The sequence below is a fragment of the Methanobrevibacter sp. genome, assembly GCF_045586545.1.
GTDB lineage: Archaea > Methanobacteriota > Methanobacteria > Methanobacteriales > Methanobacteriaceae > Methanocatella.
Genome location: NZ_JAZNAN010000132.1, coordinates 19634 through 36460, shown reverse-complemented (window position 1 = coordinate 36460; position 16827 = coordinate 19634). Strand labels below are relative to the sequence as shown.

At 34.0% G+C, this 16827-nt stretch carries 15 protein-coding genes and 1 pseudogene; 4 read left to right on the top strand and 12 right to left on the bottom strand.

Annotated features, from left to right (window positions below; translation table 11 throughout):
- The coding region (locus ACKI3D_RS09995; protein ID WP_407394176.1) for a DUF1002 domain-containing protein at positions 1-799 on the bottom strand (799 nt) is incomplete at its 3' end.
- Between the two features lie 192 nt (positions 800-991).
- Between ACKI3D_RS09995 and ACKI3D_RS09990 the strand changes: the two genes are divergently transcribed.
- Entirely contained in the window at positions 992-1387 is a 396-nt protein-coding gene (locus ACKI3D_RS09990) for a hypothetical protein (protein ID WP_407394174.1), read from the top strand.
- A 30-nt stretch (positions 1388-1417) separates the two neighbouring features.
- Here ACKI3D_RS09990 and ACKI3D_RS09985 read toward each other — a convergent pair whose 3' ends face one another.
- Positions 1418-1852 carry a hypothetical protein gene (locus ACKI3D_RS09985; protein WP_407394173.1) on the bottom strand — a complete coding sequence of 145 codons (435 nt, stop codon included), beginning with the start codon at positions 1850-1852 and terminating at the stop codon, positions 1418-1420.
- Positions 1853-1896: 44 nt separating this feature from the next.
- A complete protein-coding gene (locus tag ACKI3D_RS09980) occupies positions 1897-2154 on the bottom strand; it encodes a hypothetical protein (protein WP_407394172.1) in 258 nt (85 codons plus the stop codon).
- Between the two features lie 151 nt (positions 2155-2305).
- On the opposite strand from ACKI3D_RS09980, the gene ACKI3D_RS09975 reads away from it, so the two are divergent.
- Positions 2306-2575 (top strand): hypothetical protein, encoded by a 270-nt coding sequence (locus ACKI3D_RS09975; RefSeq protein WP_407394170.1) that lies wholly within the window; start codon positions 2306-2308, stop codon positions 2573-2575.
- Positions 2576-2641: 66 nt separating this feature from the next.
- Here the strand turns inward: ACKI3D_RS09975 and ACKI3D_RS09970 are convergent, their stop codons facing one another.
- Positions 2642-5302 carry a hypothetical protein gene (locus ACKI3D_RS09970; protein ID WP_407394169.1) on the bottom strand — a complete coding sequence of 887 codons (2661 nt, stop codon included), beginning with the start codon at positions 5300-5302 and terminating at the stop codon, positions 2642-2644.
- Between the two features lie 274 nt (positions 5303-5576).
- On the opposite strand from ACKI3D_RS09970, the pseudogene ACKI3D_RS09965 reads away from it, so the two are divergent.
- Both ACKI3D_RS09965 and ACKI3D_RS09960 read left to right on the top strand, forming a co-directional pair.
- Positions 5577-5842 (top strand): annotated as a pseudogene (locus tag ACKI3D_RS09965) (TfoX/Sxy family protein).
- 135 nt (positions 5843-5977) lie between these two features.
- Positions 5978-6778 (top strand): DUF169 domain-containing protein, encoded by an 801-nt coding sequence (locus ACKI3D_RS09960; protein WP_407394167.1) that lies wholly within the window; start codon positions 5978-5980, stop codon positions 6776-6778.
- A 3-nt stretch (positions 6779-6781) separates the two neighbouring features.
- Here ACKI3D_RS09960 and ACKI3D_RS09955 read toward each other — a convergent pair whose 3' ends face one another.
- The 8 genes from ACKI3D_RS09955 to ACKI3D_RS09920 form a co-directional block, all read right to left on the bottom strand.
- A complete protein-coding gene (locus ACKI3D_RS09955; RefSeq protein WP_407394165.1) occupies positions 6782-8578 on the bottom strand; it encodes an ABC transporter ATP-binding protein in 1797 nt (598 codons plus the stop codon).
- Between the two features lies 1 nt (position 8579).
- Positions 8580-10385 carry an ABC transporter ATP-binding protein gene (locus tag ACKI3D_RS09950; protein WP_407394164.1) on the bottom strand — a complete coding sequence of 602 codons (1806 nt, stop codon included), beginning with the start codon at positions 10383-10385 and terminating at the stop codon, positions 8580-8582.
- Between the two features lie 139 nt (positions 10386-10524).
- The gene (locus ACKI3D_RS09945; RefSeq protein ID WP_407394162.1) at positions 10525-11265 is read right to left on the bottom strand and encodes an SDR family NAD(P)-dependent oxidoreductase; all 741 of its coding nucleotides are present in this window, start codon (positions 11263-11265) and stop codon (positions 10525-10527) included.
- Between the two features lie 175 nt (positions 11266-11440).
- Positions 11441-12247: a tetratricopeptide repeat protein gene (locus ACKI3D_RS09940; RefSeq protein ID WP_407394161.1), complete on the bottom strand. Its 807-nt coding sequence runs from the start codon at positions 12245-12247 to the stop codon at positions 11441-11443.
- Positions 12248-12508: 261 nt separating this feature from the next.
- Positions 12509-14788 (bottom strand): DUF3344 domain-containing protein, encoded by a 2280-nt coding sequence (locus ACKI3D_RS09935; RefSeq protein ID WP_407394160.1) that lies wholly within the window; start codon positions 14786-14788, stop codon positions 12509-12511.
- Positions 14789-15108: 320 nt separating this feature from the next.
- Positions 15109-15444: a DUF2149 domain-containing protein gene (locus tag ACKI3D_RS09930; protein WP_407394158.1), complete on the bottom strand. Its 336-nt coding sequence runs from the start codon at positions 15442-15444 to the stop codon at positions 15109-15111.
- A gap of 14 nt (positions 15445-15458) precedes the next feature.
- Entirely contained in the window at positions 15459-16103 is a 645-nt protein-coding gene (locus tag ACKI3D_RS09925; RefSeq protein ID WP_407394156.1) for a MotA/TolQ/ExbB proton channel family protein, read from the bottom strand.
- A 12-nt stretch (positions 16104-16115) separates the two neighbouring features.
- Positions 16116-16823, bottom strand: a complete 708-nt coding sequence (locus ACKI3D_RS09920; protein WP_407394154.1) for a DUF2162 domain-containing protein — start codon at positions 16821-16823, stop codon at positions 16116-16118.
- Positions 16824-16827: the final 4 nt, after the last annotated feature.

Sequence of the window (16827 nt, the reverse complement as noted above, 5' to 3'; positions counted from 1 at the left end):
ACGACATGGCTACGATCCGACTTTCACCCACTTGGTCTTTGTAGTAGCTGACATCACCCTGCACGTTTTGCACTTGTTCAATTGTGTCGGCCAGGTTTTCAATATCGGTATTTGTAATGTTAATGTTATTGGTCTGGACATAATTGTTTATGATGTTTACAATTGTGTCATGGTCTGTAACATTGTCGCTGGCCACTTCTTCTTTCACTTGAGTTACTAAATCAGATAATGCATCAGGATCTACACCTGAATTGTCTACAATTTCAGCTTCGGTATAGATTTCATCGTTTGCCGCTTCTTTTACACTATCTGGAATTTCAACATCTGTTACCTCTTCATATGAGTTCATTATACCAGCAAGAGCAGATTCCCCAGTTGCTTCAACAGGACTGGTTACATAAACATGGCCACTGGTGATTCCTGCTGATTTCAAGGCAGAAATATACATTTGACCTGTTATTGTAGTAATTTTAGATTTATCCACACTCACTTTTAAATCAGCATTATCATTTAAATCCACAAGCGCAGAGGACAATATTTGATTTGAATTGTAGTATTTTCCTGTTATTCCGCTTGAGACTTGATTAACTTGTTCTGCAGTTATTATTTTTACGTCAACATTGTTCACATCCAAACCTGATTGGGATGCAAAGAATGAATCTACATTTGATTTAAAGTCAGAATTTGCATAGGTTGTCTCACCATAAGTTATTACAACATTTGAATCAGTTGAAAATCCTGCTGGGATTAGCATACCCATAAGGATTAAAGCCAATATTGCTATAGTAATCTTACGCATTTTTATCACCTCTTTTGAATTCCTAATTTTAATTAGGAAAACAAGTATATAAATGTTGCAGTTTTTTAACTGTCAAGCCGTCTTGAACTGGCGCAAGATTTTGATTAGCATGAAAAAACTTAATGTAAAAAATTTAGGTATGACTAAAAATTTAAATAAAAGTAGAGGCAATACAATATATGAGGAGATTTGATGAAAAAAATTACCGTAGACATTTTAATGGGTACTGCAATTGTATTGGAATTTCTAAGCCTTCCAATTTTAATTCATGAAATCGTAGGAATAGCATTGATATTTCTAATCATAGCACATATACAATTAAACAAAAACTATTTCAAAGCAATACCAAAAGGAAAATACACACTCAAAAGAACTATCGATCTTATCATAAACATCGGGCTTATGATTTCCTTATCAGTGACCATCATCTCAGGAATTTTTTCAATCCGGAAATCCGGTTTGAAAATCGGAAAACATAAGATTTCGCATATTCACAAATCCTCTTCAGTATTAAGCCTGATATTTTTAGGACTGCATCTTTTAAGCACCCGTAAGAAACTATCCAGAGAGATTAAGAAACTGCACTGACTTTCAGTTTTAAAACTTTCCGTTATGATTCTAATCAATCAGATTATCAATTTTTTCAAAAAGCTCATGACAGTTCTCAAGAAGATTCCTGAATTCCTCATCATTTTTTGACATTAAAACTATTTTCAGCCTTTTGTCCTCCTTAAAGATTTTTACCTGGTCAGATTCCTCATCGTTATCGAAGGCATTAATGATTAAAGATTTGATTTCATTATAGTTCTCTTCAGTTAAATTATGCATACGGTTATGATTTAATACATTCATCGCATGGATGATTCCGTTATCCGGCATATCAATGCAGGAAGATATCCTGATTTTTGTATTCATATAATATGGGGCTTCTATTTTGTCTCGGCGAAGCACAATTGAAATCTTTGATATGACATGGTCGTCATTGCAATTTTCATTTATGAATTTAATCAATTGGAACTGTTTTATGTTTGCATTGTTATTCATGAAAGTCATGATAATATATTATATTTTTCAATAAATTAATGTTGGCAAAATCTTCAAAGCCTAAATCTCCTGTAAACAGCTGATTTTTGAGACTTTTCATGATATCTGTTTGGATCTTGTATAGCATCAGCAGGCATGTTTGGAGAAAATTGGCTGCAGGTATCTGTCGGTTGCGTATGCACTTTAGTCAGCATGCAGATTACGCCTTCAGCCACACCGTAAAGCTGGACATTGGATTGCCAGTGCCTGCAGTTTAAACAAACCGGGTCTGCATTAAGCTCTGAAATATTAATTCCATCAATTTCATACATTTTCTCACCTGTTCCTGTTTTGAATGTTTTCGCAGAAATGATTCATCATTTCAACCAATCCCTGTTATATTATTGATATTAATGCTAATTAAAAGTTAATAATAACAATCTTGACATCATTTAAATACAATGAATTATTATAATCTTAAATATGTATTCAAATCCTGCTTCAGACATATTTACTTTGATTTGCATGATACTCTTTGTTGTAGTGGTCGTTTCATTCTGCTGCAGTGGTGAGGGCAGCACCTCAAATCAAAATAATTACACTAAGCAAAATACCTCAAAACGAAGCGACAATTACTATAGTGGAAGTTCATACTCAGAATGTCCGGCATGCGGTGCTCCGCACTATAACGGCTTTTGTGAAGAATGCGGATACCCCGATATCAATCAGGGATGGCTGGGAGAGAACGGTTAGAAATGCAAAAGGCATTATAATTTGAGGTAATAAAAAAAATAAGAAGTGTAGATGGTAGTGAATCATCTACTTAATTTTAATTTTTACTTTTTTAGTTACTTTGTTATAGTAGCTATTTCCTTTATAAGTTATTTTTGCTTTAATAGTACCTTTTTTAGTTAATTTTTTAATTTTAAAGGTAGCTTTACCTTTTTTATTGGTTTTAGCAGTGTAGGTTTTCTTATTTATTTTAATTTTAACTTTAGCATTCTTGATACCTTTATTTAAGTTATTTTTCAAAGTTATAGTGTACTTTTTGGTTTTCACAGATTTTTTAAAGGTTTTTGCTTTTGCAGTTATTTTAGGAGTTGCCTTTTTAACAGTGACATTAACAGTAGCTGTTGATTTGTCATAAATATTATTTCCATCAAATGTTACTGTTGCAATATAATCTTCTGGAACCAAATCATTTATAAGAACTTTAATCTGACCATTAACATCAGTAGTTAAAATTTTTTCACCATTAAGATTTACTGATACATTTACTCCATCAATAGGTTTACCATTATAATCTTTTAAAGTAACAAGTAAAGAATCATTAACATTATAAATAACAGTTAAATCTGATGAATATAATGAAACTTTAATTTTATTTACTTCGACTTTTGCAGTAGCACTTGACTTATCATATGTAACATTTCCGTCAAAGGTAATTGTTGCAGTATAAGTTTTTGGAACTAATCCATTAGTAGAAACTTTAACCTGACCATTAACATCAGAAGTATATGATTTAACACCATTGAAGTCTATAGTTAATTTTTCTCCTTTAATCAAATTACCTTCTTGATCTTTAAGAGTTACAACTAAAAAAGTGTTATCGTTATATGTAGCAGTTACATCTGAAACCACTATTTTTGTTGGAACTTTATTAACTTTCAAGACAGCATTAGCAAAAACACAATCATCATCCATATTAATAATTTTAATAGTATATTTTCCAGGGTTTAGAGTTTTTGAATTGATAGTAATTACTTTATAACTGGTCTCTTTAACTTTACCTGAATATTCCCAATCAATTTTTTGAACACCATTGGAATCAAAGATTCTTAAATAAAAATTGTATGGAGACATTTTTTCAGGATAAGTTGGATATATGGAAATAGAAATATTTCCATCAGAGTTATAAATCATATTTGTATCATTAACACTAACAGAATATGCATAATAAGGATAATTAACAGTTAAATTAGCCGTTCTCAACACATAATTATCTTCAGTGTTTAAAATTTTTATAGTGTAACTTCCAGGCTCCAGTTCATTACCACTAAGAGAATAAGTTCTAGTATGTTGGAAAGTAGAATTATAAAATCTAGCACTTATTTTTTCAACATTGTTAGCATCATAAATTTTCAAATAGTAATCATACCCAAAAGAATTTGAATAATCATAAGTAATGCTCATAGTTATATTTCCAGGAGCCCCATAATATGTGCTAGTATATGGAACATAAACTCCATAAAGATAACTAGATTGAGCTCGTATTATCAGTTTGGCTGTATCTATTACCATGTAATCATCTGCATCGATTAATTTTATCGTATATTCCCCTGGTGAAAATTTATCAGATGAAATCTTATAACCTACAGAAATATCAGAAAATTCAACCCCCTGATATTTCTCTCTAACTTTCAAACGATTCTTAGAATCACAAATTTCTAAAAAAAACTTATAACTATAATTACTGACGTAAATACGTGACATAGCCTGGGAAACATGAATACTAATAGTTCCACCATATTCATAATCTAAACAATAATCCTCCACAGAAGCTGAATATAAAGAACTATCATAAGACCGAATGGTTAATTTTGCTTGGCTTTTCACTTTATTAGTGCCTGTATCCACTAATTTCATTGTATAAACCCCGGGTTCAAATGTCGATGGGAAGAAATTATAAATTACAGAATCAAAATCTTCAACACCACAAAATCTTTCATTAACTACCTCCTCGTTTTGATCATCATAAATCTTTAAATAAAAATCATATTTATAATAAGAAGCATAATCCGGAGTAATATTTATATAAATTTTCCCTCCAGTTCTATAATTAAAAGTATAATCTTCAACACTAACTGAAGAACCATAAGTAGCTCTTACTGTTAATTTTGCAGTATCCATCACAACATTATCATCATGATTAACTATATTAACTGTGTAAATACCTGGAGCTAAAGAGTTTGCAGGAATAGAATGATAAATTTCACTATCAAAAGAAGTACCTAAATAACGTTCTCCAACAACAAGGTTATTATTTGAGTTATAAATATAAACATAGAAATAATATTTATAATAATGATCATAAATCACATATCGAGAAGTATTATATGAAATAGATACTTTAAACTGCCCATCATGATCATAATTAATAGAATTATCAGATACCCTTACTGAATAATCTACATAACCATCTAATGATGACACACCCTCAATATTGGATTCATTATCAGCAGAAATTATATTATTTTCTTCAGATGAAGAGGATAAAAATTCATTACTTTCACAAACATCATCTGAATTAATATCCTTGTTATTAAGAGAGTCATAATCAATTAATTCAAAATTTCCTATAGTATCCTCCTGATTTAAATTAACAGTATTGCATGTATTATTATCTGTTGCACTAACAGTAGAAATAGTCAATAAAGTTAAAAGGAATATCGTTAATACAATTATCTTTCTGTTTATCAAAAATGTTTCCCCCAATTCAGACTTATTTATTAATAGTATTTATATACACTATTTTATATTAATGTTTACCCTGCATAAAACATTGATTTATGGTTATTACTATGAAGCGTTTCTGAAAATGATTTTTCAGTTAGCCAATGGCAGATGTCAATCTGATTTGAAATACTTAATTCCTAATCATTCCCCGCCAACCGGAAAAATATAAATCCTAAAACAGCCAAAACTCTAAAAGAGAAAAAATCATTTTTTACAAACAGTTGATGAGGTATTGACAATGGGAGAACTTTCCAAACTGTCGAATATCGGCAAAGTACTTGAAGAGCAGCTGAATGAGGTGGGAATCAACACCATTGAGAGCTGACTGATATCGGAAGCAGGGAAGCATGGCTGAAAATTAAAGAATTGGATGAAAGCGCATGCATTAACAGACTGATGGCACTGGAAGGAGCCGTACAGAATATACGCTGGCATGACCTTTCAAAAGATGATAAAAAGAATTTAATAGATTTTTACAGTAATTATAAAACAGAGGATATTTAAAAATGGAGAAACAGTTATTCTCCACCACCAATTTTTACTTTTTTCCAAATAAATTACCGGACATGATGCGCCTCAGGATTTTTTCAAAATCAATATTAATCCAAAACAACAAAACTATCACCAGAGGTAGTTAATATGCAGAGCAATATCACAAAAGAGATGGATTTCAGATTTCCACCGATAGTACTAATCAAAAGCGACACCAAACCGGAAAATGCAATAGGACCCAAAGAAGGAAAAGGCGGTTGCGTAATGAGCTTTGTTGCACAGACAATAGCCAAAAGAAAACCGACCTGCTTTGGCCGTGACAACATCACCTGCGGAGGACTTGCCACAGGTTTCGGCTGGGGAGACGGCTTTAAGGATGAGGATGCCCTTGACTTTCAGGCAACTTTTCTATCCTGTGGTGTTGAATCAGCTCCCAACAGGAAAGATTACGAAACCAGATTGGGCTACATGAAAAAGCACACAAGGGAAATGTTCAGGGAAGGCGAAAGAATTTTCACTGATTTTGAAACTGCAAAAGAGAATATAAAAAACCGTCCCATCTATGACAGCGAAGATTATGTGATATTTAAAGGCCTTGAAGATCTGGAAGAAGATGAAATTCCACAGTCCGTCATTTTCACCGTAAACCCGGTTGAACTGACTGCCCTAATCCAGATTAACACATCATTCAGAACTGAAGGCGCATATCTTTTGACCCCACAGGCATCATCATGCCAGGCAATCGGAAGCTTCACCTTCCAACAGGCTGAAAGTGATGATCCAAAACCAATTTTAAGCCCGATTGACTTTGCGGGAAAAAGAAAGATGAAACATTTCATTCCAAATGAATATATGCATCTGTCAATGCCTTGGAAATTGTTCCTAAAATTGGAAGAAGTTAGTAAAAAGAGCGTTCTTCAAACTGAGTTGTGGCAGAAATATAAGTGATATCTACTTTTCCATATATGAACTCATTCTGCTTTGACTGTTCAGGGTATTGTAATAGTATCCTTTCTGTTCAAGCAGTTCCTCATGAGTTCCCTGCTCGATAATTTGTCCATCTTCAATTACGATTATATTGTCGGCATCCCTGACTGTTGAAAGCCTATGGGCTATGATGAAGCTGGTTCTGTCTTTCATCAGCTTATCCATTGCCTTTTGAATCAGTTTTTCTGTTCTTGTATCGACTGATGAAGTAGCTTCATCCAGAATCAATATCTGCTTGTTTGAGAGGATGGTTCTTGCTATTGTGAGAAGTTGCTTTTGTCCATGGGAAATGTTGTCTGCATCTTCGTTCAGCATCATTTCGTATCCTTCAGGATTCTGCATTATAAAGTGGTCTGCATGCGCTTCTTTTGAAGCCTCTATGATTTCTTCTTCAGTGGCATCCAGTTTTCCATAGCGGATATTGTTCAGGATTGTGTCATTGAAAAGCCATGTGTCCTGAAGCACCATGCCCACAAGGGACCTTAGGCTATGCTTATCATATCTTTCAATATTTACGCCGTCAATCTTTATTTCCCCGCCATTTACGTCATAGAATCGCATGAGCAGTTTTACGATGGTAGTCTTGCCCGCTCCGGTTTCACCAACAATAGCTATCTTTTCTCCTTTTTTGACTTTAAATGACAGATCCTTAATTACCGGTTCATCCTCATTGTAGCCGAAGCTGACGTTTTCAAAGCTGATTTCATCATTTATTCCTTCGATTTGTTCTTTGGATGGATTTTCCTCAACATCTATTTCCAAAAATTCGAATATTCTCTCGCTTGCGGCCATTGCGGTTTGTATCATGTTCATGATTCTTGTCATCTGCTCGATTGGAGTTGTGAAGTTTTTGGAGTACTGGATAAATGCCAGGATGTCACCGACGCTTATTGCATTTTGAAGTACGAATACCGCTCCAAGAACTGATATGATTACATACTGGAGATTGGAGATGAAATGAACGAAAGGACCGGACAGGCTTGAAAAGAACTTTGATTTCCATTCCTGTTCATACCAGTTTTCATTTTCCTCATCAAAGATATCCATGGATTCCTCTTCCTGGTTGAATGCACGGATGATTTCATGGCCTGTAAATGACTCTTCAATCAGTCCGTTTAATCTGCCTCTGTATTCCAATTGCTTTAAATAGTAATCCTGTGAGAATTTGGTAACTTTAAATATAATGAAAAAGGCAATTGGAACCAATACTATTGTGGCAAGTGTCAGCCATACATTAATGGAAAGCATCATCACTGTAACTCCGACTATAGTGATGACCCCTGTCAATAACTGGTTGAATGTCTGAACGATACCTGACTGCAGGGAATCCACATCGTTTGTGATTCTAGATAAGATATCACCTCTTGTATTTTTATCCAAATCCCCCATTGACAGATGAGTGATTTTTTCAATCAGGTCCTTTCTCAGGTTATAGCTTATGTCAGTTGTAATGTCAAGCAGGAGATAGCTTTGAATATAGGAAAAGACTGCACTTATGACATATAGAATTACGACTATTATGAGCAGATTGATAATATATTCCAGATTCATGTTTCCGGAGTTTATCCCATCGAATATTGCAGTTGTGGCAAATCCGATTAAAAGAGGGCTTATTACTGAAAATACCGTTGATATGATTCCGCAGATAACTGTTAGGCTTAACTTGAATTTATATCCTATCAATAGGCTGAAAATGTTTTTTATGGACTGTTTGGTATTTGCCGGTTTTTCAGGAGGCGCTCTTCTTGGTTTTCTTGCCATATCATTTGCCTCCTGTGGTCTTTTTGATATAATCAGTGTCTATCATGAAATTAGAAGAGTCCTCCTCATCATATAACAGCTCCTTGGACTGCTCTATTTGAGAAGATACGATTTCTCGATAGATGCTACAGTTTTCATTCAAGTAATCGTGACTGCCCTTGTCGATAATTTCTCCTTCATCAAGCACGATTATTTCATCGGCATCCATGATTGTTGAAATCCTCTGTGAGACAATAAGCATCGAGGAAGTTTCCTTTAAGCTTTTCAGGTTCTCTTTCACTTTCGCTTCAGTATTCATGTCAAGTGCTGAAAAGCAGTCATCAAACAGGTAAAAGTCACGTTCGGATATTACTGATCTTGCCAGCTGAAGACGCTGCTTCTGCCCACCTGAGAAATTGGATGCTCCCTGTAGAACCTCATCGTCCAGGCTTTCAATGAAGTCCACTTCCGCCATATCTAATGCCTTTCTAATCTCTTCATCGCTTGCATCCTCTTTGCCTATCAGCATGTTTGACCTTATTGTACCTTCGAAAAGAATTGCCTTTTGAGGGGCATAGGAGATTCTCTGTCTAAGGACGGATAATTTATACTCCTTGATATTTTTATCATTGATGAGGATTTCCCCGCCGCTTACATCCTGAAGACGTGGAATCAGATTAAGAATTGTGGATTTTCCGCTTCCGGTCCCTCCTATTATTGCGGTAGTCTTTCCTTTTTCCAGTTTGAAATTAACATTTTTCAGTATTTCCTTTTCACTTCCGGGATAGATATAGGTTACATCCCTAAATTCAATGGTAGGATTGTCATCTATCTCATCAATCGGTCCGTCGCTGATTGATATTTCGGTATTTATTACCTCTGCAACACGTCTTCCTGATACAAGAATTCTTGGAATCATTATCAGGAATCCGCCCATCATCAGAAATGCCATTACAATCTGTGTGGCATATTGGATGAATGCTATGATTGTACCTGTCAGTATTTCGCCTCTGATTGCATCATATGCCCCAAAGTATAGAATAAGGACAATCATCAGATTCAACATTAATGTCATTGCAGGCATTAAAATAAGAATCACACGAAAAACCTTCAGGTTTACTGACCTGAAATCCTCATTAGTTTTTTCAAATCTTTTCTCTTCGTAATCCTGCCTTACGAATGCTTTAATGACAGGTATTCCTATCAGTATTTCCCTTGATGTCTGATTGATTTTATCGGTCAGCTCCTGCATTACACTGAAGAAAGGCACTGTTTTTACAAATATTATGACAAAAGGTATGATTACTGCGGCAAATGTCACTGCAATAATCCATAAAAGGTCAGTTCCAAGTTCCATTGCTTTTAAAATGCTTCCAATACCCAATATAGGTGAGAAGAGTATTGTTGTAAAGAATAATCCTAAAAAGATCTGTATCTGATAAACATCATTGGTATTACGTGTGATAAGGGATGCTCTTGAAATCTTATTCAATTCAAAATTTGAAAATTTTAAAATCTTGTCATAACTTATTTTCCTTAAATCCCTACCATAAGCTGCAGATACTTTGCTTGAGAAGTATGAAAGGCCTATTGTAGCTAAAACCCCTATTAAAACCATAGCCATCATCATGGTCCCTACACTTATTATGTAGTTGAAATCGGTGTTCTGTATACCTACATCCACAATGTCTGCAGTGTATGCTGGCAGGGTCAGGTTGCAGTAGACATCAACCAACAGGAATACTACAATGAGAAATAGTGAAATTATGCTCTTTTTCAATGGGCTGAGCAGTTTTCCTATGGTTTTAAGTGTTTTAGTTAAATTCATGCTTTCCTACTTTATTTTTAATTGATTTGTTAAAAATACCTTTAAATTTTTTGATATATAATATTATTGATGCACTACATTGAACATCAAATCAAAAGAAAACATGATTTAAAAAAAGAAAAAAATAAGGTTAAAAACCTTATTGTAAAACAAATCCACCGTTAGGTGAGATAACTTGTCCGGTTAAGTAATCTGCAGTTAAGATGTATTCCAAAGCACCGGCGATTTCTTCAACTTCACCAATGTGTCCGAGAGGGATTGTTGCAGCAAGTGCGTTTAATTCATCTTGGTTTACGCCTCTGAGCATGTCTGTCATAATCATACCTGGTGCAATTGAGTTTACTCTTACTTTTCTAGGTGCGAATTCCAAAGCTAATGCACGGCATAATCCGATTACACCAGTTTTAGCGGCACAGTAGTCAGCTTGGTTAATTACACCGGTCAAACCGCCGACAGATGCGGTACATACGATTGCAGTGTCACGGTCAACCATGTAAGGAAGTGCCAAGTGGCACATGTGCATCATACTGACAAGGTTTGTGTTGATAACAGCTTCATATTGTTCAGGCTGCAAGTCAATGAAGTTAGAGTTGTTTGTAATACCTGCGTTGTTTACTAAAGCATCAATTTCTTCACCGAATGCTTCAACAGCAGCTTCAACTAGTTTTTTGCAGTCTTCAAATTTACTTACATCAGCTTGTACAGCAATAGCGTCTACACCGTATTCTGATTTGATTTCTTCGATTAAGTCTTCGGTCAATTGTTTGGATGAGTCACTTCTGTAGTTGATAGCTACATTGTAACCAAGTTCACCAAGTTTTAAAGCCATTGCTTTACCGATACCTCTGGATCCACCAGTAATAATTGCGTTTTTTGCCATTTTTTCACCTATAATAATCTGTAATTATAATTATGTTGGTGAATGGTATTATATCTTTTGAAAATATTCAATGAAAAAAAGAAGGATATTAAAAATATTTAATTAGATTAATTCATTTCTAATTATCATTCAATTAATGATGGAAGATGAACTAATCTAAACAACGAAAAATAGATTATAATTCATTCAGGCAGATATCCCAGATTTCCTTTGATTTTTCATCTAAAGTTTCGATTGAATTTGCCTTTTTGAAGCATTCGTCGGCCTTGCCATATTTTCCCCAATCGTAATATGTAACTGCCTTTCCTTTAAATGCTTCAAATGAATTTTCATCTCTTTTTAAAACGGAACCGTATGCATCGATTGCATTATCAAATTCCCTGTTAAGTCTATATGCTTTTCCAGCATTTAGTCTTGCATCAATATTGTCCCCATCTAAAGCAAGGGATTTTATTAGCTGCTTGACAGCCTCATGATATTTTCCTAGATTAATCAATGCAATTCCTTTTAGATAATATGCATCAGCATTGCGATAGTTTAAGTCAATAGCCTTGTCACAAAGCTCAATTATCCTAAAGCTTGCATCATACTTATCAAGTAGCTTATCATTAGCATTCAATCTGGCCAATTTCTTTCTAGCTTTTTTAACATAGATTTCATCCCTATTTAAATTGGCCTTAAACTCATTGGATGATTCTTTGACAATGTCAGGAATATCTTCAGAGTCTAAAATTTTATCTTTAAATTGAGATAACTCATCTATTAAATCATCTATCTGATTAATGGTATCTTCACCAAACTTTTCAATGTCGAATTGATCGATTTGTTGTTTTAACTCAGTTGAGTCAATTTCTTTCAATATTTCTTTGGATTCGTCTCTTAAAAAATCAATCTTATCAGATATTGATTGAATTAAGGGAGATTCAAAAAATACTTTATCTGTACTTCTCTTATTGATTTTAATATCATCCCAATCTTTCATGGTTATCACCACAAAATATCTTTGCAATAGATAATTAAGTATTTAAGTATAAAAAGATTTCCATTTAATTTCAAAAAAATCATGAAAAGCAATTATGATTAGGAACTAATGTACATGTAAGGATATGAATTTCATGTATAGAAATTGTAAATCCATATAATGAAAATAAGGTATGTTTAAAATTATATTAATATATTCAAGTATCAAAATAAATAGTCGATTCTATTGAAATAAAAAAAGAAAAAATAGAGTTGAAAATCTCTATTTTTTAATTTTAATTACACTTTTTGCACTGATTTTATATCTTGAATCACCGGAATAGATTTTGACTTTATGTTTACCTACTTTCAATTTTTTGGTATTCAATTTTGCAATACCTTTCTTGTTGGTTTTGACAGTGTAAGTCTTATATTTTTTACCGGTGTAAACTCTAACTTTTACTTTAATCTTTTTAACTGGTTTTTTGTTTGATTTCTTTAAAACTTTAAGTTTAAAGTATTTGGATTTTTTAAACTTATTAGTTACTTTTGGAGCTTTGACAACAGTTTTAATTTTAGCAGGTGCAACTGGTGCAACAGGTGCGTCTTTAATAGTAATGACAATTTGATTCAATGCTAAAATAGTGGAACCTGTAGCGACAAATGAAATATTATTGGTATCAGCAATTGAATCTTTAGCATCTCCAATATACACTTCAACAGAGTTTGAAGTACCATTCCAGACATCAACTGTTTCATTTCCATTAAATATGACATTAGCTTCGCCTTGTTGAGCACTTGCAGCTAAAACAACAAACCTTGCATCAATAGCATCTTTAGCATCTACACTTAAAACATTGGTAGTTTCAGCAATTCTACCTGCATTATTATTAGCGTTAGACAATAAATCAGCACCGTTTGCCATATAGACAGTAGCTAAAGTTTTACTTCCAGCATCATTGTATAAATAAATTAAAGTACTTGGATACACAGCAGTTAATCCGGATTCCTTATTTAAAACAAGGGTATTGTTGCCAATTTGGATTAAGTCAGAAACATCATATATGAATAATCCATATCCGTATTTACCGTAATTACCTAAGTTAGACTGGTCTCTGTAACTGGCTTTAGGAGCAACAGCATTACCATTAAAGGTTACATTGAATACCGGTCCAGCTTCACCGGATTTATCCCAATTATAAGCAACGTAAACAAATGCATTTGCTAAAGATAAAGTTTCATTTAATTTAACATCCCAAATGTCTGTTCTGTTTTGAGCTGCAGCAGACATATAGCTGCTTACATCCTGAACATCAATTACAACATCACCTGTAATGGTGAATGTTTCTACATCTTCAATATATTTTGCATCGTATGCTAAATTTTTACCTAAATTACCGTTGTATAAAACAGGAACTGTTTTTTCAGCGTTTCCAATGACAACATCACCGGATTTGACATTTACAGCATATGTGACTTGAGTATTGTTTGCACCGTTGACTGTTGTTTCATCAATAGGTCTGATAGTAGGGTCGGTTAATAAAAGAGTAGTTTCATTTTCACCGTCAAGCTCCACTTCAGTGCTGTCAACAACGCTTCCATCAGCCAGTAATTCAATTAAGTATTTTCCTTGCTTATTAGCATTTGCTTTAATTGTTAAAGTGTTGTTGGTACCTGCATAACAAGTGTTGACACTAGTATACTCGGTAGCTAATGAAACATCAGCAGCAACTGTTTTGGATTGTAATTTCAATACAGTTAAAACGTTTTTAAGAGAACCATAAGCTGAAGTTCCGGCATACATGGATAATACTTCAGTGCTTTGACCTTCTGTGATTTTAGAAGATACGTCCCAGGTACTATATTGATAGTAATTGCCTGAGGTATGGTTATCCGGATCGCCTAATAATTCATCGTTTAATTTGAAACTGCCATCCCCGCTTGAAAGAGCGATATTTGTTAAATCTGCTTTGACAATGTCAGCAAAATTTTCGGTTGCAAAGGTTGTTGTTACATTAGTTTTTGTCCATTTTTGTGTAGCGTCAACCCAATAAGCGATTTTGTCATTGTCTCCATCATCGTATGCTAAAATTAAAGCAATGAGTTTGATTCTACCGTCAAAAGTCTTATTATCCATTTCAAATGTATCGACTTTTATTGCAATAGATGAACCGTTCAAGCCTTTAAGGGAATCGGTTATATCATAATGCATCTGGTAGTCTGAGTAACATTTATCGGTGTGATCATTCACAGGATAAATGGTTCCGTCAGTAGAGCCATCTTCAATCCATAATTCTTCACTAGCTATTTGATTTTCACCATTTACAGTTTTTAAACTCACATTTGCATTTGCACCATGAGTGTTCTTTGCACTACCCCCGTAGACATTAACATAGACATCAGCACTTTTAATATCTTTAGCTTCAGAAGGAATATCGTATGTTAATTCCCCAGTTGTATCCCAAGGATTAACGGTAGCTAAATCCACATCCCCTGATACTTCACCAGAATCAGTTGTTTGTAAATCATCAGCACTTACTGCACTAAGAGAAAAAACTATCATGAAAACCAATACGAATAAAAAAATAATTGATTTACTTTTCATAATATCCCACAATAATCTTTTAGGCATCATATTTAAAGCTACAGGAATAAGAGAGTATAGATAAAATTAACAGGTGTAAAGCTTTAAATAAAATAACCTTAATTAAAATGAAGAAGTAATACTAATATAAAAGTTATCTTATTACTAAATGACGAATAAACCTCAAAAAAGTATTACTTTTGCCAAATAGTAATACTGAATAGGGAAAAAAACTAAAAAAAGTAATAAAAATAAAAAAATATTAAAAATAAAAAGTAATACTTTGTAAAAAATATATATTATGCTTCAACCATTATCAGCTTGCCCGATGATGGGTCTTTATACACTTTTCCCATTTCCATATATCCTTGTCCCTGACTTTGTGAAGACTCGGGAGTTTCATTCAGTTCCTGGCCTTCAGTCACTTCAGTGACATTTACATGGGAGTCTTGGATATTCTGGGAAACATCCTGCGAGGTATCTGAAAATACAACGCTCTGCATGTTCCAACTTATCACTACGAAAATCAGAAAACCGACTGCCAAAACAAGCATTGCATCGACAAGATTGGTGGTTCCGGTTAATGGATCCTCTTCGCCTTCAGAAAATCTCTTTTTACACTTTTTTCTAACCATTTTGAAACACCGGATTACTGTTTTAGTTTATCGAGCAATGCATCGGCCAATGCATCCAAATTGGATAAATCTTCCTCATACCATCTACGTCTGATTTTTGATACAAAATAGCCTACAGCTCCGGCACCAATACCGACAACAGTCGTATCGAATGCAACAATAATTGCGTTGGCCAGAGTGTTAACATCACCTGCACCGAGTGCGGCAAGACCCGGACCCATTGGAATCAATGTGCCCATTAACCCTAAGGTAGGACCAATACGAGTAACAATATCAGTTCTTTCGAGTGTTTTTCCTAATTTTGTTTCTTCAAACTCTATCAATTTTCTAGCTAAGGTTTCCCGTGTCTCGGACGTTAAGGAATCCGCACGCAGGATTTTAACTAAAATGACTTTCTGATTGTCATATAACTTGGCATTTTTAATTATGTTCATTAGCTCTTCACTAGAACCTGCCTTTGATATTGCATAAATCAATTTTTCAAGTGCATCAGGTGTGACCTTCTTTCTAGAAGTGTATTCTGAAACAAGACTGCCTAATGTGAGTATTGCAAAAAATGCAAAAATTACAAGAAATATGATTACCGGAATCTGCAAACTTTGAGCAATCATATTCAAACCGGAAGTTAATATTTCACTTCCGGGAATTGTTGTTACCATAAAATATCACCATTAATCTAAATAACTGTTATTTTTAAAGTAGAATCCGCCTAAGAACATTATCATTAACATTAAAACAAATACTGCCAAAATATACTCAGGGGATTGAATTGTAATTGCATCCATTGGATTTTGTATTAAAGCTGTAATGTTAGGCAAAAACAATGCGGACAATAGGAAGTATATTCCTAAAAAGAACATGAAATTGCCTAAAACGATTGGATAAGGCTTATTAATAAATCTTATAAGATAATTTGATGCGAAATAGGTTACGATAATTGTTAAAACCAATGCTGCTGCAACAATAACGCTGAGATTCAAAAGTCCTAAACCTACAGTTGGCGCAACCAACATTATACTTACAATGATTGAACCAAAACAACATGGACAAGGCGCTACTACAGCCATGCATGTAGCAGCAGTAGTATTTTTTTCAAAAACCTTATATTCTCTGATTGTAAATATTCCCGCTAGAATCATTATTACTGCCATTATCAAGAAAAACTCGAAATTGTAAGTATAAATCAAATCAGTAATCTGAGCTGTATAAAACGAGGAGATTTCTGTCAAGATTAAAACTCCTCCACCATAGCCTACTGAAACCAATGCCAAATACCTTTTTGACATGTTTGCAAGACCTGTAGCCAGTCCCAACTTTATTCCAAAGATTAAAACAGCAGACAATATCCCAAGTTGCCATAACAAACTAATTACTTCCATTCCT